The organism is Nitrosomonas sp. (assembly GCF_019752095.1).
Taxonomy (GTDB): Bacteria; Pseudomonadota; Gammaproteobacteria; order Burkholderiales; family Nitrosomonadaceae; genus Nitrosomonas.
This window is the reverse complement of record NZ_JAIEMO010000024.1, coordinates 51,519-77,104: the sequence shown is the minus strand read 5'-3', so window position 1 is coordinate 77,104 and position 25,586 is coordinate 51,519. Positions and strand designations below refer to the sequence as shown.

Genomic DNA, 25,586 nt, shown 5'->3' with positions numbered 1-25,586 from the left:
TTAATCAAAACTACTTCTCGTTCTTCTCTTATACTGCCTTGATACTTCTTAATACTAATTAATTAGTACTTCTATATTCGGTAGCCAAAACCTTCCTCTAACTTCTACTATTTCTTCCCTACTTTTAGCTACACCTCTCAGGCTAGTCGACCTTGGGGTTCAAAGTCAAGTCATTTGTCATAAAATTACCTTCCAAATCCCATGGCTTCTCCTCCCCTTTTTACCCCTTTCCCCTTTACTCACAATAGCTAAAGGGATAATCAATACTTCTCCAAATTACTTGCAAACTTTCCACTTTCCATTTAACGAATACCAAAATCCTTAACAAATCTATCTCATGATACTAACCAATAAGATATTTACTAAAAATATAATTATTCCGAGTATCAGCCAATTCTTTCCTGCCGTTTTCATATCTGGATGATCTTTCCTATAATAGGTATACCCCATCGCTATACCTATTATAGGAAAAATTATAGTGCCCACTATAATTGCAATATTCAGTCCGGCCGAAACCACAGGCTTTTCATTAACTATTTTTTTCTCCTTTGTTTTCATAATATCAGTCAGAAATAAGGGATTAGCAAACTGGGGAATTGAATTTATTTTCAGAATGACCGAATCTTTGAAACAGTACAAATTCACCATTCATTTTAATATTACCGCACTCTCTGTAGTAGTCCAATCCCCAAGATCGCCATAACGATGGAAACAAAAGGATTTAACAAATTCAATAAAGCATACTTTGCATAATCCAGCGTTGGAACTCCCAGTGTAACAGCATAAAAAGTACCCGCTGTGGTCCAAGGAATCAATCCGGTAGTCAAAGTAGAGCCTTCTTCCACCGAACGGGACAATACGGCTTGATCCAGTTTTTTCTCCTGATATACGCCTTTAAATAACTGACAATTAAGGATAATCGAGATATATGCCTCACCCATTGCCATATTGCCGAAAAGTCCCGCCACAATGGTGGTAGCAATTAATGCGCTAACACGTCGAATACGCGTGATGAGTTGCATCAACAACACGTGCAGAAATCCGGCATGATACATGATGCCACCCAGCGCAAGCGCCATGATGGACAATAATAATGTCCAGGCCATACTATATATACCGCCGCGCCCAAGCAAAGCATCGATGCTTTCAACACCGGTGGTTCCCGGCGAATTCAACCACAGCGCATTGATCACATCGACGCCATCCTTACCCTGATACACCACAGCAATCAACATCGCTATAAGAATACTGCACGACATGCTGACTTCTGCAGCGTAACGCTGGATACTCAAACCAAACATCAGCAACAGCGGCAGTAATGTCACCCACAAATCCAGCTGGTAAGCACCCGCCAATGCGCCACGAATTTCATTAATATGGTTTCCTGGTAGCGCGTTTTCACCATATTGCATTCCCCATATCATAAAAACGATCAGCACGATGATAAATGTCGGCAAGGAGGTATAAAGCATCGAACCAATATGCCGGTAAAGGTTGGTACCTGCACTCATAGCGGCAAGATTAGTAGTATCGGAAATGAGCGACAACTTATCGCCAAAGGTTGCGCCGGAAATGATCATTCCCGCTACCAATGGCAGCGGGATACCCATTGCATCACCGATGCCAATTAGCACTACACCGATAGTTCCGACAGTTCCCCATGAAGTACCGGTAGCTATCGACATTAAGCTACACAGCACAAGTCCTACTGCCAGGAAGATGCTGGGATTGAGCCAATCCAATCCATAATATAATAAACTTGCGATAGTCCCACTTTGCATGAAACTGGCAATCACCATGCCGATCAACAGGAAAATATAAATCGCCGGTAGTGCTCTGGTGATGCCCTCATCCATCATGTGCCGTATAGTGATAAACGAATAACCCAGTCCGCGCGCTTGCAAACTAACCCAAATTAACGCCAAAAAAATAAGCGCGTGCAAACTAGCTTGCCAAACAAACAATCCAAATGAAATCAGCAGCAATACACCAGCAAAGCAAACCAGCGCATGAAAAAATGACGGCAACCGATGGGTAATTGATAATCCTTCTATCGATACGTCTTTTTCAGTCATCGGCCACTTTATTTCTACGCTTCACTTTCAAATAATATCATCAAGTTAACATATCCCATCGCCTGCAAGTCTTCTTTTCTGATAAATCTCAGCGCTGCGGAATTAATGCAATAACGCTGGCCCGTGGGTGCCGGGCCGTCGTTAAAAACATGGCCTAAATGACTGTCTGCATATCGGCTTCGAACTTCGGTGCGCGGCATCCAGAACTCACAATCGGTCTTGAATTGGATATACTGCTCATTTATCGGCTGATAGAAACTCGGCCAACCGGTACCCGAATCAAACTTATGAATCGACGCAAACAACGGCTCACCCGAGACAATATCCACATAGATGCCTGCAGCCTTGTGATCCCAGAATTCATTTTGAAATGGCGTCTCGGTACCAGCGTGTTGCGTGACCTGATACTGAAGTGTCGTCAAGTCACTTTTCAGTGATTCGGAATCTTTTTTAAAATTTTCATACGGATTGACCATCGCGGTTTTTCCTTTTCTACTCAATTATTAATGATAAAATTCACCGGTACAGTTACTCATTTATCGCAAAAAGGCCTGGGTGTCGTCAAAAATGCTCAGAACAACATATCCTACTTTGTCTATGGCACTTGGCCGGGCGATAGCGGCGAATTTGAGATCATCAACAAACCACTCAATAATAAAAAATTCGCCTACGCCAAATTGATCCATCTGATGCAACCATCCACACGCAGGAAAATACCCGCGTGCCCTCATCTTAGCCTGGAAGAAAATGCCTGTACCGGTTGTCCTTGGATGATTGCTGATTATACAAGCCAACTGGAGCAAAAAAGAAATCGCTTTATGTATGCAATGGAAAGAGTCGGATTTGACACCGCTCAACTTACCATTAGCCTTGTTCACCCTGCTCCACAGCCTTATGGTTATCGCAACCGCTGCCAAGTGAAAACCGATGGCGTGCAACTGGGTTTTGTTTCCGAAAACTCATATCAAATTGCACCGATCAAAGATTGCATCGTGCTCAATGATTCCTGTAGAAATTTATTAAAAACAGCTATTCAGCAATTACCCAACGCGAACTGGCAAGCCGATGCCAGCCAAGATTGGAATTATATCGAACTGGACGATGACATGCAGGCAGATGAGCTTCTTATTAATCAGAAGCGTCTTTTTAAACAAGGAAATACCGCACAGAATACATGGATGCAAGCTTGGCTAAAAGAAAAACTCGCCAGCAATCCCTGTTCCGGCAAAGTGGTGGAGTTATTTAGTGGTTCAGGTAATTTCACACAAATCATCGCAGAATCCAGCTGCACCACGATCACCGCCTATGAATCTGAGCGCGACTCAATTCAAGCACTCAAAGCCAAAAATCTACCCAATGTAACAACTCAGGTTGTCGATCTTTTTAAACCCATGGTCTGGAAAAATATTAAAAAAAATGTCATTGATGCAGAAACCTTAGTGCTCGACCCACCTCGCTCTGGAATAAAAAATTTGCATGGCTTCTTCGACAGTTTCGTTTCGTTAAAAAAGATATATTACATCTCCTGCCACCCTGAAACCTTCGCCCGAGACGCCAGGATTTTTCATCAGCAAGGCTGGTTCATCGTAGATATTCAACTCATTGATTTATTTCCACATACACCGCATGTCGAAGCATTAGTGGAATTTATGAAGCCATAAAATTGATAAAATTCACTTATTATTAAATATACGCAATGCCCGTTTGCGTGAGCGCAGTTAAATCAATGTGTTGCACATTAACTCCACTGTCTGCGGCCAGTATGGTTAAAGAACCAACTGATATTTGACCATCATCAAGCATATTGAGGTAAGGAAATTTCTCACTTTGTGTTGGAACATCTCCGAAAAGATTTTGCCATAGCAAAGTTACAATCTCATCGTGACGAATAATATTTTTAGCATTGATAGCGAATTCGCCCAACTGCTCGTAGCTCAAGCCTTCATCAGCTTTGACCAGACCAATACCGACATATTCCTGATTAGTGACGGCAGAAGCGCCAAATACCGCGCCGAGCAGCTTTGCAACTTCGCCTGCATGATCATCAAGATCCAGTGCTAACCCAATGTCGTCAAATTCTACGCGCTCAATATTCAGCAGTGTGTCTTGGTTACCGGGATTAGCATTAGCAGCAATTAAATAATTATCCGATGTTTTACTGATCGTGAATTGATTGCGCGGAGACCCTATCAGCACAGTATCAATCCCTCCCCCTCCATCCAGACTATTATTGGCACCGTTGCCAATGAATATATCATCTCCTTGACCACCAATCGCATTTTCAATACTCACATGATCAGCAATCCAAATATTATGAATTGGCGAACCAATATTTACGCCATTAGATTGCACGTATACCGATTGACCTATTTGCGATGCGCTGCCCGGATTCAGGTCGATTAGGCTCGGGATTGCACCCGTATAACGAAAAGTATCGGAGGAACCACCTGCGTCCCAGATAGTCTCGTGATAGATTTTTGCATCATCGAAAGTATAAGTATCATTGGCAACATGATAAAAATTGTTAACCCCATACAAAAATTGCATGGCAGAAATATCGAGCACCATTGGCGTAGTGGGATGAAACGAAAACTCTGTACCTACATCACCTTCCAAGTTTGAGTAGGTATAACTCATGACGGTATACCGAGTGTTATCCAGATTTGCCGGCAGCACGGTTTGTGATGGATCATCAGGATCCACAAACGGATGTTTGAGACCCAAGGCATGCCCAAGTTCATGTAAGATGGTTTCAAAAGAAATACTACCTGGGTTCCAATCCTGAAAACTAAGAATACCTTGAGCGTTAATCCAGATATCACCTGCCAGAGTGCTGGGGCTGGGAAGATAAGTCCAAGCAAGGGTTAATTCATCCGGATCACCAGTATAGGCTGCACGTATGTCACCCACCTCACTAGGTGTTTCAGCGACCTTCACAAAATTTAAATTAACTACATTAGCCCATTGCTGCAACGCTTTTACAAAATTGGCTTGATCTGCTGCAGTAAGCGGGGCAACAGCACTATTCCATGGTTCACCATCGCCAAATTGGAAACCATATCCGCTCGAAAGCGATGACCAGAATAATGGATCGTTGCTTACTGGAAAACTATATGAAATGGTCGTACTTGCCCAGCGAGAACTGCTCAATAGCGAGTCAATCGTATTGTCATTGGTCTGAACAATGGGAGTAGTTTCACTTGAAGTAAAGGGTGATGGCATTATGAGTCCCAAAAAATGACGAATCCGACTATTTGCAGTGCTGCATTAGCAGAATTTAATTCTGCCCGTCGCCCTGTTTAATGCATGGATGATCCTGTAAATCCCATCTCACGTTTCCATCCGTTCAACGGAAGTGATGCATAAAATATATATTTTTCTCAATCAATTATATGACAGGCGCATTACACAAATTCCAGCCCTGTTGCCGCTAACCCGATGAGATTGATATTGCTGGCGTTGATTGTTGAATCCGCCGCCAGTATACCGAGACCGCCTTCCGTGTAAGCGCCATTCTGGAGCAATACAATATAATCATGCAAATCACTGGGCGATGGTGCAGTGCCTACGACGTTGGTGTATAACAAGTTAACAATATCATTATTACTTGCGCTCGCTCCTAGTTTGGCGCTTATGGCTAACTCCATCAGGTTATCATAGGTCATTCTACCATCTAGCAATCCTAATCCGATTCCCACGTATTCTTTGTTTGCAATCGAATTCGCACCAAATACTGCGCCAAGCGTTTTAGCGACGATGCCGGCATTACCATCGACATCCAATGCAAGACGTTCGTCGCTGAAGCCAATCCGCTCAATCTCGCTTAGCGCATCAGTTCCTTCTATGTTGGCGTTATCGTGAATGATGACGCTGCGATCGGCGTTGCGGGTAATTGTAAAGGCGCTGCGGCTATTGGTATAGATCGCCGTATCAATACCTTCTTGCCCATTGAGATTATCATCCCCACCTCCACCGTTCAATCTATCGTTGCCACCTCCACCCGTGAGAGTGTCATTGCCATTTTCTCCGTCAATCACATTATCGAGTGAATTGCCAATGATCTGGTCAGCCGCTGCTGAACCTAAGGCTTGCTCGTATTCTCCATAGAACCAGCGCAAATTGGCAGGTTCCTTGCCCAAAGAAATAGTATTTTGTACATCAAAGGTACTCACGGATACCCCGACTAAATGGGCGGCACCAGCAATGTTAACCCCCATATTAAAATGAGCGCCACCAACATATCCTGAAAGATCGACAGTATCAATACCGCCCGTATCGAAGTAGGTTCGATATCCGGCCACGCCCGCTGTGATCGTATCATTGCTTGATCCACTCGTTCCGGTTCCTTCACCATAAGCCTGTTGCAGCGCAATCACATCCAGAATCATTGGCGTATAGGCCTGAAAAGTGGCTTTTGAACCAGGCAGCAAAGAATGCTGATTATCATATGACATGATCGTGAAATATTCCTTGTACATGTCTTCTGCACTATTGGTGCGAAAGCCAAGCTGTAAAAATCCCAGATCTTTGGTAGCAGTGTAATCTGTGGTGATAGTAGGTGTACGAGCACTAATATCATATGCGCTATGCGGATGAGAAAAACCTAGTGAGTGTCCCAATTCATGCATCAGAGTTTGTCGGGCCCGTGTATTTAAATCGAGTGTTAGATCACCATTGAATTTTGGTGCATAAGCGTTAAGAAAAATATCACCGGCCCCTCCTGTGTAGTTAAACAGAAACATATCGGCATTCCCCCCGGAAATCCCAGCAAAATTCACGTCAGAACGATAAATCCAGTTTATGTTAATATCAGAAACATCAGCTCTGCCAACATCTTCAGGGTTTGGCGTAGCGTCAGTACTGCTTACAAAGCTGTCATAGTCCCCTATCCACTGAAAAGTAGTATTTGCAAATTGTGAGTAAGTCTGCAGAATGGTTTGAATGTTGCTTTCCATACGGGTAGTCCATACAACCTCGCTTGCGCCTCTGGTATAAACTATTGAGTTGAAATTAGAATAACTCGAACTCAGATAGTCATCATGGCTAAAGTTGTCTGAAACGGAAACGTGAATAGCGCCACTGAGTTTGTAATTGGGTAAGCCGAATGCATCAAAGTTGAACATGGCTTTAGTAATAGCAGTATTCGGTGTATAAGCGATATAAGTAGCCATATTTTTCCTTTGAAATCTGGTTTATCAGATCACAATTTGCACAGCCAATTCAAGCAGCACGTTATACTTTACAAGCAAACTCTATTCAACCACTTCGACATATCCATTGATATACCACTGATAAAGTACTTCCTCAGCTTCTTCATTCATACTTAGGGGCGGCAAAATCTCTTGATCGTTAGCAAGCTTAATCAAGAAATGGTATGCGCCATTACCAACTTCAGAAATTTCACCATTCATAAATAACTTATTAGCACCACTTAACATTCTACTTTTTAAGTTAAGCCGTATACCACTCCTCATAATTTCTCGTAGAAATAAATCTGAAGTCAGAGGATTCGTTGATTGTTCAAAAAAAACATGTGATTTAGGTTCTGAAAGGTAAGTACCGAGAAAGTCTTCAATATCGTTGCGATTCCATTGTATCTTTTTCAGAATTGAATTTACTTGAGATAACATTGCTGCGTTAATTTTTGATGGATGAGCTTGCAATTGCAAATTAGGGTCTGAATACCTCCCCTCCGCAGCTAAGTTATCTTGCAAATGAACCAGAAATTGCATCATTAATTCATGGAAACTAGGTGCACGAAAACCAATGGAATACGTCATACAATCGGTCTCTGCGATACCGTTATGTGCGTATTTTGGAGGTAAATAAAGCATGTCGCCAGCATTTAGTACCCACTCTTGTTCCGGTAAAAAATTTTTCAATATCCTAAGTGGAGCATCGGCAATAAATTGATCATCCTGTTGAGCGGATATTTGCCAACGTCTGGAGCCCATACCTTGTAACAGAAAAACATCATAGGAATCAAAATGTGGCCCGATTCCACCTCCTTTGGGTGCGTAACTCACCATTAAATCATCTAGGCGAGCATGAGGAATAAAGCTAAATTTTTTTAACAAATCGCGAGCGGAAGGAAGAAAATGATTCACTTCTTGCACGAGCAAAGTCCATTGTTTCTTAGGCAACTTGGCAAAGTCATAGTCGCTTAATGGGCCATGCTTAAGATGCCATTTCCCCTTTTTCTGAACTACCAGCCGGGATTGCGCATCTTCAGTACATGCCTGCATTATCAGCTCATCCTGTGTTAACAAGCCATTAAATCCAGGGAATGCATTTCTGATTAGCAGCGGATGTTTTTGCCAGTAATCTCTTAAAAAAACTTTGGAGCTAATTCCTCCCAATGAAATAGGTTTAATTTTATTAATGCTGCGTTCCCCATAATTCTTTCAAGCGCGTATCCCGTCCACAATTGTTCCGGTAATACTTATATCGCAACGGATTCTTTTGATAATAATCTTGATGATAGTCTTCAGCGCGATAAAATTCGACTGCTGGCAAAATTTCAGTCACTATGGGCTTAGCAAATCGTCCCGATAGATCAAGCGTCTTTTTTGAAATTTCAGCCTGTTCTTTTTGCTCGGAATTGCGATAAAAAATTGCACTACGATATTGCGCACCAGAATCACAAAACTGTCGATTAGGCGTTAGTGGATCAATAGTGAACCAATAAGCATTCAGTAACTTAGAATAGTTGGTTTTTGTTTTATCAAAATAAACCATGACTGCCTCAACATGCCCCGTTTTTCCAGCGACCACTTGTTCATATGTTGGATCCACAACCGTACCACCAATATAACCGGATATCGTGGATACCACACCTGGCATTTTGTCGAAATCAGACTCGGTACACCAAAAACATCCGCCTGCAAAAATTGCGGTATCAAAATTCTCATTGGTCAAATAAGTAGACTCCGATTCTGCAATCATTGAATCAATTTGTTGACAACCACTCGCAGATATCGATAAGAAAATTACATAAAAAAAATATCGCAGATGAAAAACTCGCTCCCACATAAACTTACCCCCTAAGCGCTGGTAGTTGATCTGCTTTCTGAACAAATTGTAACGCAACTCCATTATTGCACCAACGTTCCTTTCTGGGCGGCGGGCCATCCTTAAAAACGTGCCCCTGATGCCCTCCACATCGTGTACAGTGATACTCTATCCGCAGGATAATCAATTTAAAATCACGTTTAGTACCGATATGCCCAACAATAGGTTGTGTAAAGCTTGGCCATCCAGTTCCGCTTTCGTATTTATGCTGACTCTCAAACAAAGGTAAATAGCACGCAGCACATATGAAGGTTCCTTCTCGATGTTCATGATTCAACTCACTACTACCCGGATCCTCAGTATGCTCGTTAAATAATACTCGAAAAGCTTCGGGAGATACCAAGTCACGCCACTCTTCATAAGGCTTTTTCAGTCGATCAACCACTGCACCACTAATAGTTTGAGCAAGTAATTGATCTGGGATAAGAAGTGTCGCGGCAGGTAATGCAGTAGCTAAACTGATTCCCTGGAGAAAAGTACGCCTATTCATAAAAAACTCCTCACAACGTTGATATCGATACATAGCAAAACGGTTAAGCAATAACAAGCAAATAAAAACTGCAATTTACAATCTATTAATTGAAGTAATAGGCTAATTTTAAGATCATTGTTGCTTCAATTATTTTCCAATAAGTCACAACGCCAATTAAACACAATTAGTTAGCTCTATCGCTCCACATAAATTTGAGACTATTGACTAACATTAAGTTTCAGACACACTCTGTCATGCAGATTCTTCTACAAATCCTGTATCATCACGGTTTTAAGATTATATCTCAGCCTACATGAAAATAACTTTTCTGGAATTTGAGCAAAGTATTGCTGAATTTGAATCAAAGATTGAGGAATTACGCTTCGCACAAGATGAATCTGCACTAGATATCTCAGCAGAAATCGCGCGTTTGCAAATTAAAAGCCAGTCACTCACAAAGAATGTTTATGCAAAATTGACTCCTTGGCAAATATCACAGGTTGCTCGGCATCCCCAACGTCCTTACACACTGGACTATATAGAACACTTATTTACAGATTTCGAAGAGCTACATGGCGATCGTAATTTTTCTGATGACCATGCTATTGTCGCTGGTTTGGCTCGTTTTAACGGTCAAACTATTATGGTAATTGGGCATCAAAAAGGACGTGACACTAAAGAAAAAATCTACCGGAATTTTGGCATGCCAAAACCCGAAGGGTATCGTAAAGCTCTGCGTTTAATGCACTTAGCAGAGAAATTTTCTATACCTTTGATTACATTTATCGATACCCCAGGAGCATATCCAGGGATTGATGCAGAAGAACGAGGACAATCAGAAGCTATTGGCAAGAATCTCTATGTCATGGCACAACTCAGAATTCCCATTATTTGTGTAATTATTGGAGAGGGTGGTTCAGGAGGAGCCTTAGCAGTAGCAGTAGGTGACGTGATTCACATGTTGCAATATTCCACTTACTCGGTGATATCCCCGGAGGGTTGTGCATCAATTTTATGGAAAAGCGCAGAGAAAGCTCCTGAAGCTGCTGAAATCATGGGTATCACAGCTGATCGGTTAAAATCATTCAATCTGGTTGACAGTATAATTACTGAGCCTGTCGGTGGCGCTCACCGTGATTATCCAGCAACCATGCATGCGGTAAAAAATGTTTTACAAGAATCTCTACGTAAACTCCAAGAGTACTCTATCGAAACACTCCTAGAAAAGCGTCTGGAACGTCTTATGACATATGGATCATTCAAGGAAGTTAAAGTCGATTAATTTCTTGCGTAACATTCGGGACGTAATGTTCAGGCATATTAAACCAGGAGATCACTTAACTGTCGCTCTGAGCGGTGGTGTAGATTCAGTTGTTTTGCTGCATATACTCGTCACACTATCCAGAGAAATGCCTCTCACATTATCTGCAGTACACGTCAATCACGGCATAAGTAGCAATGCAACCCTCTGGAGTAAATTTTGTTGTCATCTATGTCATGCGTATGGCGTGTCTATTTACATTGCTTATTTAAAAATCAAGAAAGAAAAAGGTGAAAGCCTTGAAGCAAGAGCCCGAGAAGAACGATACCGCGTATTCAACCAGATACAAGCAAATTATGTAGTATTAGCGCAACATTTGGATGACCAAGCAGAAACATTATTATTACAATTATTTCGGGGTGCTGGCATAAAAGGGTTATGTGGCATGCCCCTAGTCAGAAAACAATCGTCTATTGCAGCACCGCAGATACTGCGACCATTGTTAGAAATCTCTCGTGACGAAATAGAAGCTTATGGGCGATTAAACAAATTGAATTGGATCAACGATGAAAGTAATAACAACACGATTTTTAATAGAAATTTTCTTCGTCATGATGTTTTTCCGATATTAAAAAAGCGATATCCTAATTATCCTAAAACATTACTGCGTACCAGCCGCCATTTTTCAGAAGCGTCATTACTACTAGATGAATTAGCTGTCATTGATAATGAACATTGTGTGGTTTTAGGAAATATTCAAATCAATCACATACGTCTGCTTAGCTTTGCTCGCGCTAAAAATCTATTACGTTACAAGTTATTACAACAAGGCATAACACCTCCTAGCACAGCAAAACTAGAAACTATTCTGCACCAGATTTTGTCTGCAGGGCCAGACAGTCAACCCTGCATTAGTTTTGGCAATACTGAAATTCGCAGCTACAAAGGCTCAATTTATATCTTACCCAGTAAAACTTCGCTACAATGCTCTGAGCACTATGTTTGGAATGGAGAAGCACATTTATTATTGAGTCATCTTAATGGCACTATCCGTTTTACAGAAGCAAAAAGCCAAGGTATTAGCCAAAAGAAAATATCCGCTGAGTTAATCACCATTCGATCACGTAAGGGTGGTGAATTTTTTATGCCGGCCTGCAATCGTCCGAGAAGAAGCTTAAAAAACCTGCTACAGGAAGCATCAATTCCACCATGGAAACGTAGCACAATACCTTTAATGTTTTATGGAGAAAAACTGATATGGGTTCCTAGTATAGGCATTGATTGTGAATTTCAAGCAAAATCCGACGAATTAGGAATCTTACCTATATGGAATCCTATGTAACAGTTGAGGTATGCTGATTTTCATGGAGTCCAACGTTTCATAAAATGAAGGCATGAAATGGAGTACGAAGATAAAATTACCGTGAACACGCTATAGTCAGGAATTCCGGGAACGATCAGTAAAGTTTTTTAAAGAAAGTGAATTACCATTGACTGAAGCAGCCAAACGACTGTCGCTACCTAAAGAGACATTAAAGGATTGGGTTTATGCGGATAAACAAGGTGAACTCGTTACGGTAGGCAAACACCAGAGACTACTTGCCGAGCTTGAATTAGAATTATCCAGAGTTAAGCGTGAGTTAGCTGAAGTTAAGATGGAGCGTGACTTCAAAAAAAAGTGTGCGACGTATTTCGCGAAGCTCAGTTAATCTATTCGGCGGCAAGATACGTTCTAATTGAATCGATGCGACAAATATACTCAGTTACGCTCATGTGTCGAGTGCTTGATGTATCCAAGAGCGGCTTTCATGCTTGGAGAATTCGTCCACCTTGTAAGCGGGATCGGGAAAATTCACGCCTGGAAATAGAAATACTGGCAGCCCATCAACGTACCCGGGAAACCTATAGCGCTAAGCGCTTGCATAGTGAATTAACAGACTACGGTGTACAGACCATACCATGTTCGGGCATTGCGCAAGAAGTTGGGTTTGCGTTGTAAGCAAAAACTGAAATTCAAAGTGACGACCCATTCTAAACATAATTTGCCACTTGCCGCTTAAAAATAATTCGCACACGGCAGGATGGTGGATGGTGTTTTGCAGCAAGCCATATTGCACTTCCTTTATGCAAAAATGGCTCGCCATGTTATTTCTCGCAACTATTTAAGCTGCATGCTGTTTTTTACCGATTTTACTCCAGCGACACCGCTTGCCACTTCGATTGCCTTACTAATACTGGTAGACGAACTTACAAAACCGCTTAGTTGTACTACGCCCTTGAATGTTTCGACGTTGATTTCAGTAGCCTTCAATGTTGGTTCATTGAGTATGGCCGCTTTTACCTTGGTTGTAATAACAGTATCATCAAAATACTCTCCCGTTCCCGCCTGTTTTTGAGTTGATCCGCATCCTATTAAGGTCAGCAATGCCAAGGTTAAAAAAGATACAAGGAATAATCTAGCAAAGTGCTCCATAATTCAATCTCCTGTCAATTGCTCATCTCAAACGATCAGCTAAGTTAGATCAATAAAAAATCCACAATGGTTATTCAACTATCCTTCCTACACTACACTTGTAGCCATAATCTATCTAGTAGGTTGCTGGAAAACTCGCTGCGGTATTAAAAACAAGCCCAAATTGCTCATTCATTATGCCATAAACTTGCGCTTTTTTACCTGTCATTACCTTGCATCAACTACTTCGAAAATGTTTCTCGATGGCCTGTTAATGTTACATGTTCGCCATTTGCGTGCATGTTTCGGCACAATCTCTGCATGCTTTGACACATTCATCCATATCCCCGATTCTCTCACAATCTATTGCACATGCTTCGCAAATCTCGGCACAGATCCCGCAAAGAGCGCCAGAATGGGAAGCGCCGCTCAGCATGAAATTAGCTGACGTCTGGCAAATCTCAGCACAATTCATCAGCAGACGAAAGTGAGTAGATTCAACATGGTTTCCACCGGTTTCAAGACAATGATTCATCCCCATGTGTAGACAGATCTGATGGCAGCGCGTGCAAGCAGCGATACAGGCTTGCATATCATGCTTAGTGTAGGCTGACTGATTCATGAAAGTATCCTTAGGTAAGTTAACAAAGATAAATAAGTAAATATGCTAATACTATAACTTTAAAGCCAGTCCTGATCTGTGCGGTATCATACATATGGACAAAATGACGACATGTCAATTATCAATCCACACACAATTCGCAAGGGTCGCAGAATCTTGGAATCAGATCGTTACATATTGAATTTGCCGAGATGTTGTTTCACATAACCATGCGCGGCAATGTACGGGAAAATATTTATTGCGACGGCGATAATCGACGTCTATATTGCGAAACCGGTTATGTCTCCCTACATGGCTAGTACTGAGTTTATGGACCAACAGAGCTGGATAACTTGTTCGACACCCCAGTGATTGCACAAAGCACCTTCCCAGTGTTAAGTGTTGCACAACTCGGCGATCCAAGTGCCATACCGCCCACCTTAACCCACCCATTCCAAACCGTACCATTAAAATTATTGCTCCACAACGCGCTATCGGTTCCAGCAATGACGCCACAAATCAATTGCCCGGAGATCGTCTTAGCGCAACTTGCATTTGACCTGACAATACCCCCCAATGACGCCCAACCACTCCAATTCGCCGCGTTCCAGGCGCCACCATTAAAACGATTTTGCCACAGACTATCCGCGCCTTTCGCAAAACATATAGCTTGACCGGCTCCTAGCGTCGCGCAGTTGGGATCTGATGAAGCGTTACCAAGTATATTTAGGCCCGCACTCCAAGTCGTCCCGTTATAACGGTAGGCAAGAATGGATTGATCAATTGTGCGCGTAGCGCAAATAGCGCCGTTGGCACCATCACTCGCACAGCTCGGTGGCGAAATGGTTTTTGCTGTAATGTTGGTAAACGCGCTCCAAGTAGTACCGTTGTATACCGTTGCAGTAATACCACCCGTAGCGCCCCGCGCAGCGCATAAAACCTTTCCTACATTCAAGGCAGTACAGCTTGGCTCGGAGGTGGCTTGACCCCCAATCAAAGTGAGTGAACTCCAGGTTACACCATCATAGGTGGTTGCAAACAACCCACCAGTGGTACCGCGTGCAACGCAGTATATTTTTCCCGCACCGTTATCGGTACAACTCGGCTTCGACGTAATAACACCAATCAGGTTCTGCCAGGCGCTCCATGCCGTTCCATTGTAAACAGACACAGCCAGATTATGCTGTATCGTGCGCACAGCGCATATTGCTTTACCATTGCTTAAAAATGCACACGACGGATCGGATGTTGCTGTAACCGTGTTACTCAACGGCTTGAGCGCCGTCCAAGCGGCACTTGCTGGTGCCCAATAAAAAAACATAACACTGATGATTATTACACAACAAGTTTTAATTCTTTGTTTCATGATAAATACTCCTAAAAATTTTTAAATGCTATATTTCGCTCAAAATCTTAGAAATACCTATAGTTGCAAGCGGTTAAAACATATCTAATTAGATACTTATATAGATTAGTAAGCCTGCTCAAAAGCATACATCATAACAAACCACTTGCAGTAAGAAATTTCTTATGCAAAATGAAAGATAATTGTAACTACCTGCTATATTTAAATTTATGCAAAGCCGAATTATTAGTCAAATGTCATTGACAAACAATCAATTGATGGCTCCCAGTCCATCCAAATAATTCATGACAAACTATCATGAATAAACAGCGAATAGACGGCATCCACTTAACCACCGTAAAAAATTAATTTACTGGCAAATAAACCAGTCACAATCTTGGTACACTCCTAAAAAGAGAAAAGTCGAATTCTTAATGCGGCCTTAAACACAAAATGAAGACGATTGACACTTTTTATTTTGCCTTTCGGTCACTAACAGCCCATCGACTGCGCACCATATTATCAGCCTCGGGAATCGCCGTCGGAATTGCTGCGGTCATTCTCTTGACCGCAATTGGCGATGGTGTGCAGCGCTTTGTGCTGTCAGAATTTACTCAGTTTGGTACCAATATCGTTACGATCACACCGGGAAAAATCAATACACATGGCGGCTCTCTGGGCGCTATCGGCAGCGCACGATTATTAACGATAGAAGATGCGATGTCGCTGAAACAAAGCCGCTACGCCGAATACACCAACGCCAGCGTAGTCGGCAATGCGGAAATTCGTGCACAAGGCCGTAGCCGACGCGTAACTGCGTATGGTCAGGGATCTGATTTTGCCAAAGCTTTTAACATGCAAATCGAAATCGGACAATTTTTACCCGATGATGATCCGCGCAATCCACGTGCGTATGTAGTACTAGGTGCCAAAGTACGCGCTGAATTATTCGGCGATACCAATCCTCTTGGGGCGATTTTGCAAGTTGGCGGGTCGCGCTTCCGTGTTATCGGTGTGATGGCATCCAAGGGGCAAGTACTCGGCTTCGATCTAGATGACACAGTTTTCATACCCACAACCCGGGCATTAGAAGTATTCAACCGGCAAGGTGTGATGGAAATTCAACTTGCATACTTTCCTGATGCACCAGTGCAAGCTGTTGTCGAAGATATACAGCGTATCCTTATCGCTCGTCACGGACGCGAAGACTTCACCGTCAAACCACAACAGCAAATGCTCAACACTTTATCCACTGTTCTTAGTGTATTAAAATTTTCGGTTGCTGCACTGGGCGGAATTTCCTTGATAGTCGGCGTAGTCGGCATGGTCACGCTGATGCACATCGCAGTTTCCGAGCGAGTGTCGGAAATCGGCCTGCTCACTGCCCTAGGCGCGACACGTGCACGCATCCGCATTTTATTCTTATTGGAGTCCACTGCACTTTCCACATTGGGTGGATTGGCAGGATTGCTCATTGGCTCCGGTATCGCCTGGTTGCTCAAATTACTCATCAGCGATCTACCGGTAAATATTCCATGGGATTATGTGCTTGGCGCTTTGTGCATATCTATGCTGATCGGCCTCGCCGCCGGTGTAATCCCAGCTATGCAGGCGGCAAAACTAAATCCGGTGGATGCATTGCGCACGGATTAGTAAAAGCATCTAACCTATTATTTTCATCCACACTGCTCGAGGCATAGCGCCATTGGCACGGTTTAGGCTGATATATAATCCGGCATATTTTATTCTTTCTAAGCTGTCACGCAGCAGAATCCAAATGATATATGAAGTGCACAATCAAGTTTTGTAGCCTTATAATGCTGGCAAATATGAGCATTGCATCATGTCATGCGGTTAATTTCACTTACAAAGGCGGCCCTAGAATCAAGACCGATGATGGCAATTTTGAAATAGGGCTGAATGGTCGTGGGCATTTCGATGTACATTCATTATATCCGGATCAGGCACATTCAGATTACCCTGCATTTGGCAGCCAGCTTCTGGATGCCAATGATCGTGATGGCTTTAACTGGCGCAGAACCTACGCCACAATCACGGGAAGAATTTATGGCGTCAACTTTAAATTCGAAAATGACTTCGCGGTCAATGCGACTACCGCTTTCCCACACAGTCTTCGTGAAGCCTGGATAGCAACCAAATTGGGGCCTGGTCAGCTAACGATCGGACAATTCAAGCCGTACCGGGGATTGGAAGAAATAACCAGTTCCAATGAAATTACCTTAATGGAACGGCCGTCGACATCATCTACCGGAATATATAGCGGACGGCAATTTCTAACCGGCATCGCCTACCGGGCAATGATCAAGGACAATATGGGTTTTGGCATTCATGTGATGAGTCTGTCGCACTTTGGCTTACCGCTTGCAGGCATCAGCTATGGCGGTCGCGCTGTCTGGCTACCGGTCGACAAACAAGGTCACATTCTGCATCTTGGACTTTCAGCCAGCCAAGACATCGCCAGCAAAGATTCATTACTAGTTCAGGCCGTCGATGTTTATGGCGGACGTCAAGGTATCACTCAATCCTTAGGAGTCGCAGGAACCAGTTTAGGCACGCCTAGCCATAATAGCCAATCGACTATCGCTGCAGAAACTGCATATTCCGTCGGTCCGCTTACGCTACAAGGAGAATACGCTATTACAAAACTCGACAATACCCATCAAACAGCTGGAAGCAACAGGGATTCGACTATTCAGGCTTTCTATTTGCAGGCCAGCTGGTTTGTAACCGGAGAAACCGCTGTTTATAAGAAAGATCGTGGTGCTTTTGGCAAGCCTCAGCCAAACGGTCTATGGGGCGCACTGGAATTTGCTGGGCGTTACGATCTCACCGAAAATTTCAAACAAAGCCTCACTGCAGATCCATGCAGAACAGGTACTTCAAAATGCCAGATTCAAGTTGTTACGTTGGGCGTGAATTGGTATCCCCGTTCGAATATCCGGTTTATGCTGAATTATTACTTGACCGGTACCACAATTGGAAATGCCTGCTTAAGTACATCGACCCGCACAGACCATTTTTCAGTGCTTTCTTTCCGAACTCAAGTCAGTTTCTAATATACTAACAAGATAGACACAGATACTACTCAGCTTTGCTATCTACCCATTGATTAAGGAGGTTTTCATGCGTATTTTGCTCGTTTTGATCATGATTTTTCTGACGAATCCCGCTTTTTCTTGCAACAGCACACTATTGGATCAAAATTTTCGCCAGCTTGCGGGATCTGAGATAGTGAATTTATGCGAAGCTTACACCGATAAAGTGCTACTCGTTGTGAATACTGCCAGCAAATGTGGCTATACGCCACAATATGAAGGATTAGAACAGCTGTACGATAAATATCAGTCCAAAGGATTGGTCGTATTGGGTTTCCCATCCAATGACTTTATGGGGCAGGAACCTGGAACCGAAACAGAAATTCAAGATTTCTGCCGCTTGACCTATGACGTAAAATTTCCGATGTTTGAAAAAACCACGGTAAAGAAAGGTCAGGCACATCCATTTTATGTGCAGTTGGCTGAATTATCCGGCACCTATCCAACCTGGAATTTCCAGAAATACCTGATCGGCCGCGACGGCAAGCTCATCACACAATTCAGCCCGCACACCAAGCCTTTTGACCCAGCCGTAGTGACTGCCATCGAGCAGGCTTTAACACAATAATTTAATGAAAGAACAAGCGCAATCCTCTAATGATTCACCCAAAAAGCAGGAACCAAAAATAAGCATCCTGTCGATCCTGATTATGTCCTTATTTATCGGGCTGATTGCCGGTGCTGGTGTCGACAAGTCCTATATACTTCCGATTGCACTCATCACTGCGCTGGTACTTACTGTCAATCGAAACAAAATCGCTAGCTCAGATCAACCGGAGAAAAGCTCGCGGCAACACACAAAACCAGAGAAAGGTTATTACACCTGGCCTGAATCGGGGCGATTTGCTTGTAAAATTGCAGCAGCTCCGTTTCAGAAAGTAATTCAGCAATTGATACAGGAAAATATCATCAATCTTGATGATGATTCAATCACAAAAACGCACACCCTGAAAGCCCATCTGATACCCGACAATAGCAACCCTTTCGACAGCGACGTGGTCCATATTGATATTAACGGCCACCCCGTCTGTTATCTAAACCATGATGAATCTAAAAACTTTCATCGCAGACTCCATGAAAAAGAGATTTCAAATCAGATCACTATTTGTGATGCAATTATTTCATGGAGCAGTGAAACGAATAAAAAAACTCTACGTTATACAGTTAAACTAGACCTAGAACCATTCTAAGGAATTATCGCTCGGACTAGCAGAACTAATCCATTCCGGGCGAATTCACTTTAATGCTGCTCAACCATCAAATACAATAAACCTGCTGTTTAACTCAATACTGGGTAGTGCAAATTTAATCATCCCCAGCTTAAAAACTCCCAAATCTTTCTGGAGCATATCGGGCCATATCGTGTTCCAGCAGTTCTAACTTTTCTCTCATCAAGTTCCCTACAAACAATTGAGAGTTTGAAGGAATGAGATTTTCCGATATTTCGCGTTGTTTGATTCTTTCTATCGCTTGATTAAAACCATCAATGAATTGGTATGATTTACCTTCTACATTTTTAAACAACGCTTCACCAAAATAAGTAAATTCATTTTCACTTGAACATCCAAAAGAAGCTCTGTCTGAAGCTGCGGCAGTCAAAATTAAACTGGTTTCATTCTTCAAAGCATCAATGAAAGCACCGGAATAACACGCAGAAACCAGAATGATGCGCCATTGTATCCCCGCATCATCCAGATAAGCTCTAATATCTTCTGGACCTATGTCGTTGAGCTCAAGCGGCCACATATTAACTGAAAGCTCGTGATCGAAAGAACCGTGACTGGTTAAATACAACAGCACGATATCTTCCTCAGGATTTATCTTACTGCCTATATGATTCAATGCAATTCTTAAATTTGTTGATGAAGCAAGTGGTGTGGTATCGATTGTTTTCAGGTTATTAATCAAAGCAACAGATCGACCTGCCGCTCCAAGATTAAGATTCATGACGTTCTGCACATTGTTAATTTCTTTCATGAATACATCTTGCGAGGAATCAGCGCCAAATCCGATGAAAAATAGATCAGTTATACCTTCTACACCAGGCTCGATAACGTTGAGCGCATTATTCAACAATTGATATTGGTTATAATAAACCTGCTCTTGATTAACAAAACTTAAATCATCATCGTTATAAGCAGCCAGTGCTTCTGAATAATCAAAATCCTCATGCCAGAAACTCAACGAAACATTAGTCAGTGGATATGAAGCACACACCCAGAGCATGACAACCAGTATGGCTTTAATCTTTTGCCAATTTAATAATTGTAATACAACATAAAAACTGACACTTAAAATCCATAACGTATAAACCATGTATCCAGCATCAAAGTAAGCATCTGGCAAAAAGGGTATAACAGTAATAGAAAAAAGATAAAAGAACGGTAATACACAATATGTTGCTGTCAGGAACTGTAATAAATGGTCTTGTGGTTCACAGAGTTTCGCCAATACAAATCCTACCAGCAGAACCCCCAACAACTCTACACCGATATATCCCAGACCGAATAAACCGAAAACCGGATTAGGCGTTATTACATAAGAAGCAATAAACGCTGTTATGCCATAAAATCCCAGGAGCAAGATGAATTGATCATAAGAAGCCGTTATTTGGCTAATGATATTGCGACGAAATGCAAGTAATCTTAATCCACAGTACAGATTCCTGAATAATACCTGAAGTTCTTTAACTGCTCCAGATTGCTTCAGCTCTTTGGGAATACTTGCATATAAATCCATTGTTATCTCCGGGATTAGTATCAATCAACGCAACAGGCTAAGTACGGCAATAATAGATCCAAATGAAGGTGTCGACAGAACCCTTGCAGTCTTTTTTAGTACGATTACTGCCAGAGCCCAGCTAGAATGATTCTCCAGAAGCCAGGGAAAAAACAATGAAAATAACCCTTATTCAATCAATCAAAAGACCTACCCTGCACTGATAATGTACCAACCTGAAATTTTTGAAGGAAACACTCTTATTCACTCATTCGACAAGAAAATATCCGACTAGTTGATAGCAATCCAATTTAGTTCATGAATAATCATGACAAAAAGTATTTCGCCACATTTTTCAAGATTCTCTAACTTTAGCCGATTCCGCACACAACTATTAATTCTAATTTTCTTCACAAATTTGGAGAGCACACTATGAGCACAGCCCTGCACGAAATTGACGAACGCACCAATTTAACTGCTAATAACAAGTTCGAATTGTTGCTGTTTCGATTAGGCGAAGCTCCTGGTGCCAACCAGCGTGAATTATTTGGCATTAATGTTTTTAAAGTACGTGAAATCCTGGTTATGCCAAACATCACCGAAATTGCCAACGCTCCTCCCTATGTAATGGGCATAGCTAATATTCGTGGTCAAGTCATTACTGTCATCAACCTACCGAAAGTTGTAGGTTGTAAACCGAGCAAAGGAACTTCGATACTCTTGGTCACTGAGTTTGCTCGTTCGACTCAAGCTTTCGCAGTCGAAGAAGTCAACGAAATTGCGCGCCTGGATTGGAATCAAGTAATTGCTGCAGACGGCAAGGGTGGTAACTTAATCACCAGTATCGCACGGCTTGATGGCGATAAAGAAGGCTCTCGCTTGGCTCAGGTTCTGGATGTTGAGCAGATTCTGCGCGATGTCCTGCCTAACTCCTGCGGTGATATCATGCCCGAAAATATTGGCAACAAAATAAGACTGCCTGCTGGAAAAGTAGTATTGGCCGCTGATGATTCGCCGTTGGCGCGCAGCATGATTGAGAATGCGCTAAAAGCATTAGATGTGCCTTATGTCATGGCTAAAACCGGACTCGAGGCTTGGACCAAAATCCAATCCATGTCGGATATTGCCGAAGCCGAAGGCAAAACAATTCAAGACAAAGTTGCTTTAGTCTTGACCGATCTGGAAATGCCAGAAATGGATGGATTCATGCTGACCCGCAACGTCAAAAACGATCAGCGATTTAACTCCATCCCGGTGATAATTCATTCCTCACTTACAGGTGAAGCAAACGAAAATCACGTTAAATCGGTAGGTGCGGATGCTTATGTCGCAAAATTTGTCGCAGAAGAACTAGCCGATGCAATGCGAAAGGTATTGGCGTAGTCGAGAGCAAGTATCACTTCTTTCCAAAAAATAATCAGCTTTCGAACAGGCAAAGTTACCGGTCATTGCCAGCCGGTAACTTCATAGCCTTTCTCTTTCAAACAACGCGACACAAAATTCGCATAAGCCTGACTCGGTTGCGACGACCTTGTCGAAAACAATCCTCGCAACAATCCAGCAGTGGCTCCAGCGGCAGCTCCAATCAACGAGCCCTGTCCCGCTGATCCACGAATAGCTCCTCCTGCGGCTCCGCTTGCAGCACCAACACCAGCTCCCATCGCTGTACTGGTTGCCACATCCCCCATCTGTCCCTTGCCCTCCCGAGCGCCAGCTGATTCAGCCAGCTGTTTACAAACCTCAACATCCTGCTCCGCAGAATCTTTACCTACGGATAAAAAATGCGTATTGGGATATAGCACAGGCCCAGTACTAGAGCAGGCCGATAGGCCAATAAGTATCGAGCCGATCATCAATATTATTGCGATTTTCATCGTTTATCCTCATCTCAGAAACATTTTTATCGGGTTAAACAGTATAACTGGAATGTATATTAGTATTCTTAAAACATACTGCCATAGATGGATTCATTAATACCGGCTGGAAAAATACCGTACCAATTATGCCGAGAGGGAGAGGGAGAGGGAGAGGGAGAGGGAGAGGGAGAGGGAGAGTTAAATCACCTCCGGCGTAGCCGGAGGTTCATTGCTGCCTCCCTCTCAAGGAGCCTGCTTGCGAATTGCTAAATTAAAAAAACGATTGCGCCCATCACTGAGAAATTTCAGGACGGGCGCAATCTAGCTACTAGATTAGTTCGTTTTCGTACGCTGCTATGATTCCGGTTAGCGTCGATCCCGCAGTTAATGCTTTGGAAACATCATCGGTTTCACTGGCCTCTCTCAGATCTTGCAATGCATTTTGTACTTTTACACGCTCCAGAGAACCTAAACGCAACTCCAGATCCGGTAGAAAGATATTGATATACAAAGAAACTCTCTCAGCCGCTACGAGAGCCTGATTTCTGTCAATACCAAAAGTAGATTCAATGATACCGATATTTCTATTGACCTGACCCATAATCCCTTTGCTGATCTCGATAACGATTTCATTTGCGTTTACATTAGCCATATCGCCGGTTAATTGAGTTTTAATCAGATTGCTCCCCACAGGATTATCCAAAGCAATAAAACTCTCAACGATACGGTAGAAAAACTCACCTTCGATCTGTTTTTCTCTTGCTTCTATAGCATCTGTATTCCGGCTTGCAATAATTCCTTCGACTTCGCGAAATACGCCGATCAAGAAGCTTCTCGCCAGTGGAATGACGATGTTTTCACGCGCAATCGCAACATTAAGGCGATCATCCGCATTTGCTTTGCTTAATGCCTCTCTTCCTTGCACAAACGCTAAAGTGATTTGATCATCTAAGTCCGGATTACTTCCATCCTGGAGTGTTTGTTTATCCTCTGTGAGAACTTTGTTTACCCTACCAGCGGTGCCAGCAACAGCACTATAAGCTGAATTAGCTCTATCCCATTCTAGTGCCAGTTCATCAGTTGATAAACCATCAAAATTTTCAATCACGAGCGTCGCTCGGTTATAAACCACGAGAGCAAACACACGCTGCAATGATTTATCGATGATTTGCAGCGAAAATGGAACTTCATTTCCAGCCTTGACCGATTCAATTGCAGCCGAAACATCTGTGTCAATCGATAAACCGTAGACTTGATCAACCAGCTGCGTCAGTTGCTGCAATTCTCCACTATATGCGACCCCGATTGCTTCTCCATCTATCGTAGTTTGTCCACGTAAATCTGTAATCGTCTGAAAACCTGAAACCGCATTATCAATAAGCACTGTGGTTGTTGTCGCACTGTATTTAACCAGGTTTAATTCAGCCTCATAACTATTCAGAATTGCTGATATTGCATCACGTGCTATCGCCGAATTAGGCACACTATTTTCACTGCTAGCAGTTTGCAGATCACTTAATGCGGCCTCTAGATTGACGCGTGCTTCCGTACCCAACCGTAACTCTAGATCAGGTAAAAGAATCTTGGCAAAAGCCATCGCGCCCGCAGCTTCCGCCATTGCGTGAACGCGATCTACTCCAATGCTACTCGCCTGACCATCCATTTCCCCTTTAACCCGGCCAATGAATCCTTTATTCAATTCACTGACAATCTCATCTGCAACAACATCCGCAGCATTTCCTGCCAGTTGAGTTTTGATCAATGCATTACCCGTCGGATTATCGCGTGCAACCAGCGACTCAATAATGCGATAAAAAACCTCTCCTTCTTTTAACTGTATTCGTGCTGTAATTAAATCTGAGTTTCTATTTTCAATGACACCCCTTACTTCGCGTAATACTCCTATATAGTATGCGCGCGCTAATGACATTCTTGTCACATAACGTTCAACAGAAAAAGTAGCAAAATCTTCGTCCGGATTGTTTTTATTCAGCGCGGTCCTAATTCGTGCCAGCGACTCAGTAATTTGAACATCTAATCCGGGGTTGCTGCCTTCTTCAATAAACCTTCTATCAGCGCTCAACACTTCATTGGATCTTGCGGCCGTGGCAGAAACCGCTTGAAATACTGCCTCAGTTTCCTCCAGTATCTGAATTAGTGTCGCAGATGTTGCTGACTCAAATTCATCACGTATCGCTGCGATACGGTTAAAAAAACTTTGATAAAAGACACGCTGTAATGTCTTGTCAATTACCTGCGCTGCCAAGCTAGGCTCATTATTACTTTTAATTTCTTCAATCGCCGCCAGGATATCGCTATCCAGTTTTAATGAATTGGTTGTGTCGATTTCTTGTGTTAGCGTTTGTAGATCACCTGCATAAGCTGCAGCGATAGCATCACCGTTAATTGGTGTTTCCCTACGCAATGTGCCAATGGTCTGAAAAGCAGTAACAGCCGACCGAATGGTTTGAATATCGGATGCAACAACACTCGCACTGCCTATCGCCAGAGCAAGAATAGTTAAACTCATTATCAATAATCTCTTTATTGAAATTATGGTTTTTTTGGATAAAAACATTATTGGAAACCCTTTCATAAAATGAATCAATATTAATACGA

At 42.6% G+C, this 25,586-nt stretch carries 21 protein-coding genes and 1 pseudogene; 10 read left to right on the top strand and 12 right to left on the bottom strand.

Annotated elements, in window-relative coordinates; translation table 11 throughout:
- Window positions 1-659: 659 nt before the first annotated feature.
- Complete coding sequence (nhaC, locus tag K2Q13_RS07785) at window positions 660-2,075, bottom strand: Na+/H+ antiporter NhaC (protein WP_292920493.1); 1,416 nt, start codon at window positions 2,073-2,075, stop codon at window positions 660-662.
- A gap of 14 nt (window positions 2,076-2,089) precedes the next feature.
- Window positions 2,090-2,551, bottom strand: coding sequence for a peptide-methionine (R)-S-oxide reductase MsrB (gene msrB, locus K2Q13_RS07780; protein ID WP_292920492.1), 462 nt, complete (start codon window positions 2,549-2,551; stop codon window positions 2,090-2,092).
- Between the two features lie 30 nt (window positions 2,552-2,581).
- On the opposite strand from msrB (K2Q13_RS07780), the gene K2Q13_RS07775 reads away from it, so the two are divergent.
- Window positions 2,582-3,736: an RNA methyltransferase gene (locus K2Q13_RS07775; RefSeq protein WP_292920491.1), complete on the top strand. Its 1,155-nt coding sequence runs from the start codon at window positions 2,582-2,584 to the stop codon at window positions 3,734-3,736.
- Window positions 3,737-3,758: 22 nt separating this feature from the next.
- Here K2Q13_RS07775 and K2Q13_RS07770 read toward each other — a convergent pair whose 3' ends face one another.
- From K2Q13_RS07770 to msrB (K2Q13_RS07750), 5 genes are all read right to left on the bottom strand, one after another.
- The gene (locus tag K2Q13_RS07770) at window positions 3,759-5,297 is read right to left on the bottom strand and encodes a M10 family metallopeptidase (RefSeq protein ID WP_292920490.1); all 1,539 of its coding nucleotides are present in this window, start codon (window positions 5,295-5,297) and stop codon (window positions 3,759-3,761) included.
- A 182-nt stretch (window positions 5,298-5,479) separates the two neighbouring features.
- Window positions 5,480-7,246 (bottom strand): hypothetical protein, encoded by a 1,767-nt coding sequence (locus K2Q13_RS07765; RefSeq protein WP_292920489.1) that lies wholly within the window; start codon window positions 7,244-7,246, stop codon window positions 5,480-5,482.
- A gap of 81 nt (window positions 7,247-7,327) precedes the next feature.
- Complete coding sequence (locus K2Q13_RS07760; protein WP_365725541.1) at window positions 7,328-8,320, bottom strand: cupin domain-containing protein; 993 nt, start codon at window positions 8,318-8,320, stop codon at window positions 7,328-7,330.
- A 133-nt stretch (window positions 8,321-8,453) separates the two neighbouring features.
- Window positions 8,454-9,020: a peptide-methionine (S)-S-oxide reductase MsrA gene (gene msrA / locus K2Q13_RS07755; RefSeq protein WP_292920487.1), complete on the bottom strand. Its 567-nt coding sequence runs from the start codon at window positions 9,018-9,020 to the stop codon at window positions 8,454-8,456.
- A 91-nt stretch (window positions 9,021-9,111) separates the two neighbouring features.
- On the bottom strand, window positions 9,112-9,636 hold the full coding sequence (gene msrB, locus K2Q13_RS07750) for a peptide-methionine (R)-S-oxide reductase MsrB (RefSeq protein WP_292920486.1): 525 nt from the start codon (window positions 9,634-9,636) through the stop codon (window positions 9,112-9,114).
- Between the two features lie 295 nt (window positions 9,637-9,931).
- Between msrB (K2Q13_RS07750) and K2Q13_RS07745 the strand changes: the two genes are divergently transcribed.
- The 4 genes and pseudogenes from K2Q13_RS07745 (at window position 9,932) to K2Q13_RS07730 (ending at window position 12,878) form a co-directional block, all read left to right on the top strand.
- Window positions 9,932-10,900 carry an acetyl-CoA carboxylase carboxyltransferase subunit alpha gene (locus K2Q13_RS07745; protein WP_292920485.1) on the top strand — a complete coding sequence of 323 codons (969 nt, stop codon included), beginning with the start codon at window positions 9,932-9,934 and terminating at the stop codon, window positions 10,898-10,900.
- Entirely contained in the window at window positions 10,869-12,221 is a 1,353-nt protein-coding gene (gene tilS / locus K2Q13_RS07740) for a tRNA lysidine(34) synthetase TilS (protein WP_292920484.1), read from the top strand. Before K2Q13_RS07745 ends, tilS begins: the two co-directional genes overlap by 32 nt.
- 97 nt (window positions 12,222-12,318) lie before the next feature.
- Window positions 12,319-12,588 (top strand): annotated as a pseudogene (locus tag K2Q13_RS07735) (transposase); the annotation flags it as partial.
- A gap of 62 nt (window positions 12,589-12,650) precedes the next feature.
- Window positions 12,651-12,878 (top strand): hypothetical protein, encoded by a 228-nt coding sequence (locus K2Q13_RS07730; protein WP_292920483.1) that lies wholly within the window; start codon window positions 12,651-12,653, stop codon window positions 12,876-12,878.
- Window positions 12,879-13,037: 159 nt separating this feature from the next.
- Here K2Q13_RS07730 and K2Q13_RS07725 read toward each other — a convergent pair whose 3' ends face one another.
- On the bottom strand, window positions 13,038-13,352 hold the full coding sequence (locus K2Q13_RS07725; protein WP_292920482.1) for a BON domain-containing protein: 315 nt from the start codon (window positions 13,350-13,352) through the stop codon (window positions 13,038-13,040).
- 908 nt (window positions 13,353-14,260) lie between these two features.
- On the bottom strand, window positions 14,261-15,298 hold the full coding sequence (locus tag K2Q13_RS07720; protein WP_292920481.1) for a hypothetical protein: 1,038 nt from the start codon (window positions 15,296-15,298) through the stop codon (window positions 14,261-14,263).
- A gap of 432 nt (window positions 15,299-15,730) precedes the next feature.
- Between K2Q13_RS07720 and K2Q13_RS07715 the strand changes: the two genes are divergently transcribed.
- The 4 genes from K2Q13_RS07715 (at window position 15,731) to K2Q13_RS07700 (ending at window position 19,583) form a co-directional block, all read left to right on the top strand.
- Window positions 15,731-16,930 (top strand): ABC transporter permease, encoded by a 1,200-nt coding sequence (locus K2Q13_RS07715; protein WP_292920480.1) that lies wholly within the window; start codon window positions 15,731-15,733, stop codon window positions 16,928-16,930.
- A gap of 176 nt (window positions 16,931-17,106) precedes the next feature.
- On the top strand, window positions 17,107-18,354 hold the full coding sequence (locus K2Q13_RS07710; RefSeq protein ID WP_292920479.1) for a porin: 1,248 nt from the start codon (window positions 17,107-17,109) through the stop codon (window positions 18,352-18,354).
- Between the two features lie 67 nt (window positions 18,355-18,421).
- Window positions 18,422-18,961: a glutathione peroxidase gene (locus K2Q13_RS07705; RefSeq protein ID WP_292920478.1), complete on the top strand. Its 540-nt coding sequence runs from the start codon at window positions 18,422-18,424 to the stop codon at window positions 18,959-18,961.
- Between the two features lie 82 nt (window positions 18,962-19,043).
- Window positions 19,044-19,583, top strand: a complete 540-nt coding sequence (locus tag K2Q13_RS07700; protein WP_292920477.1) for a hypothetical protein — start codon at window positions 19,044-19,046, stop codon at window positions 19,581-19,583.
- Window positions 19,584-19,713: 130 nt separating this feature from the next.
- On the opposite strand, the gene K2Q13_RS07695 is transcribed toward K2Q13_RS07700, so the two are convergent.
- Window positions 19,714-21,132, bottom strand: a complete 1,419-nt coding sequence (locus K2Q13_RS07695) for a C13 family peptidase (RefSeq protein WP_292920476.1) — start codon at window positions 21,130-21,132, stop codon at window positions 19,714-19,716.
- 411 nt (window positions 21,133-21,543) lie between these two features.
- Between K2Q13_RS07695 and K2Q13_RS07690 the strand changes: the two genes are divergently transcribed.
- Complete coding sequence (locus tag K2Q13_RS07690) at window positions 21,544-22,494, top strand: chemotaxis protein (RefSeq protein ID WP_292920475.1); 951 nt, start codon at window positions 21,544-21,546, stop codon at window positions 22,492-22,494.
- Window positions 22,495-22,556: 62 nt separating this feature from the next.
- Here K2Q13_RS07690 and K2Q13_RS07685 read toward each other — a convergent pair whose 3' ends face one another.
- Both K2Q13_RS07685 and K2Q13_RS07680 read right to left on the bottom strand, forming a co-directional pair.
- Complete coding sequence (locus K2Q13_RS07685; RefSeq protein ID WP_292920474.1) at window positions 22,557-22,985, bottom strand: glycine zipper family protein; 429 nt, start codon at window positions 22,983-22,985, stop codon at window positions 22,557-22,559.
- Between the two features lie 310 nt (window positions 22,986-23,295).
- On the bottom strand, window positions 23,296-25,497 hold the full coding sequence (locus K2Q13_RS07680) for a hypothetical protein (RefSeq protein WP_292920473.1): 2,202 nt from the start codon (window positions 25,495-25,497) through the stop codon (window positions 23,296-23,298).
- Window positions 25,498-25,586 lie beyond the last annotated feature (89 nt).

Excerpts from the sequence above, each read along its gene's own strand:
- nhaC (WP_292920493.1), bottom strand. The coding sequence starts at position 2,075 with ATGACTGAAAAAGACGTATCGATAGAAGGATTATCAATTACCCATCGG.
- msrB (WP_292920492.1), bottom strand. The coding sequence starts at position 2,551 with ATGGTCAATCCGTATGAAAATTTTAAAAAAGATTCCGAATCACTGAAA.
- K2Q13_RS07775 (WP_292920491.1), top strand. The coding sequence starts at position 2,582 with ATGATAAAATTCACCGGTACAGTTACTCATTTATCGCAAAAAGGCCTG.
- K2Q13_RS07770 (WP_292920490.1), bottom strand. The coding sequence starts at position 5,297 with ATGCCATCACCCTTTACTTCAAGTGAAACTACTCCCATTGTTCAGACC.
- K2Q13_RS07765 (WP_292920489.1), bottom strand. The coding sequence starts at position 7,246 with ATGGCTACTTATATCGCTTATACACCGAATACTGCTATTACTAAAGCC.
- K2Q13_RS07760 (WP_365725541.1), bottom strand. The coding sequence starts at position 8,320 with ATGCAGGCATGTACTGAAGATGCGCAATCCCGGCTGGTAGTTCAGAAA.
- msrA (WP_292920487.1), bottom strand. The coding sequence starts at position 9,020 with ATGATTGCAGAATCGGAGTCTACTTATTTGACCAATGAGAATTTTGAT.
- msrB (WP_292920486.1), bottom strand. The coding sequence starts at position 9,636 with ATGAATAGGCGTACTTTTCTCCAGGGAATCAGTTTAGCTACTGCATTA.
- K2Q13_RS07745 (WP_292920485.1), top strand. The coding sequence starts at position 9,932 with ATGAAAATAACTTTTCTGGAATTTGAGCAAAGTATTGCTGAATTTGAA.
- tilS (WP_292920484.1), top strand. The coding sequence starts at position 10,869 with ATGGATCATTCAAGGAAGTTAAAGTCGATTAATTTCTTGCGTAACATT.
- K2Q13_RS07730 (WP_292920483.1), top strand. The coding sequence starts at position 12,651 with ATGTGTCGAGTGCTTGATGTATCCAAGAGCGGCTTTCATGCTTGGAGA.
- K2Q13_RS07725 (WP_292920482.1), bottom strand. The coding sequence starts at position 13,352 with ATGGAGCACTTTGCTAGATTATTCCTTGTATCTTTTTTAACCTTGGCA.
- K2Q13_RS07720 (WP_292920481.1), bottom strand. The coding sequence starts at position 15,298 with ATGAAACAAAGAATTAAAACTTGTTGTGTAATAATCATCAGTGTTATG.
- K2Q13_RS07715 (WP_292920480.1), top strand. The coding sequence starts at position 15,731 with ATGAAGACGATTGACACTTTTTATTTTGCCTTTCGGTCACTAACAGCC.
- K2Q13_RS07710 (WP_292920479.1), top strand. The coding sequence starts at position 17,107 with ATGAGCATTGCATCATGTCATGCGGTTAATTTCACTTACAAAGGCGGC.
- K2Q13_RS07705 (WP_292920478.1), top strand. The coding sequence starts at position 18,422 with ATGCGTATTTTGCTCGTTTTGATCATGATTTTTCTGACGAATCCCGCT.
- K2Q13_RS07700 (WP_292920477.1), top strand. The coding sequence starts at position 19,044 with ATGTCCTTATTTATCGGGCTGATTGCCGGTGCTGGTGTCGACAAGTCC.
- K2Q13_RS07695 (WP_292920476.1), bottom strand. The coding sequence starts at position 21,132 with ATGGATTTATATGCAAGTATTCCCAAAGAGCTGAAGCAATCTGGAGCA.
- K2Q13_RS07690 (WP_292920475.1), top strand. The coding sequence starts at position 21,544 with ATGAGCACAGCCCTGCACGAAATTGACGAACGCACCAATTTAACTGCT.
- K2Q13_RS07685 (WP_292920474.1), bottom strand. The coding sequence starts at position 22,985 with ATGAAAATCGCAATAATATTGATGATCGGCTCGATACTTATTGGCCTA.
- K2Q13_RS07680 (WP_292920473.1), bottom strand. The coding sequence starts at position 25,497 with ATGAGTTTAACTATTCTTGCTCTGGCGATAGGCAGTGCGAGTGTTGTT.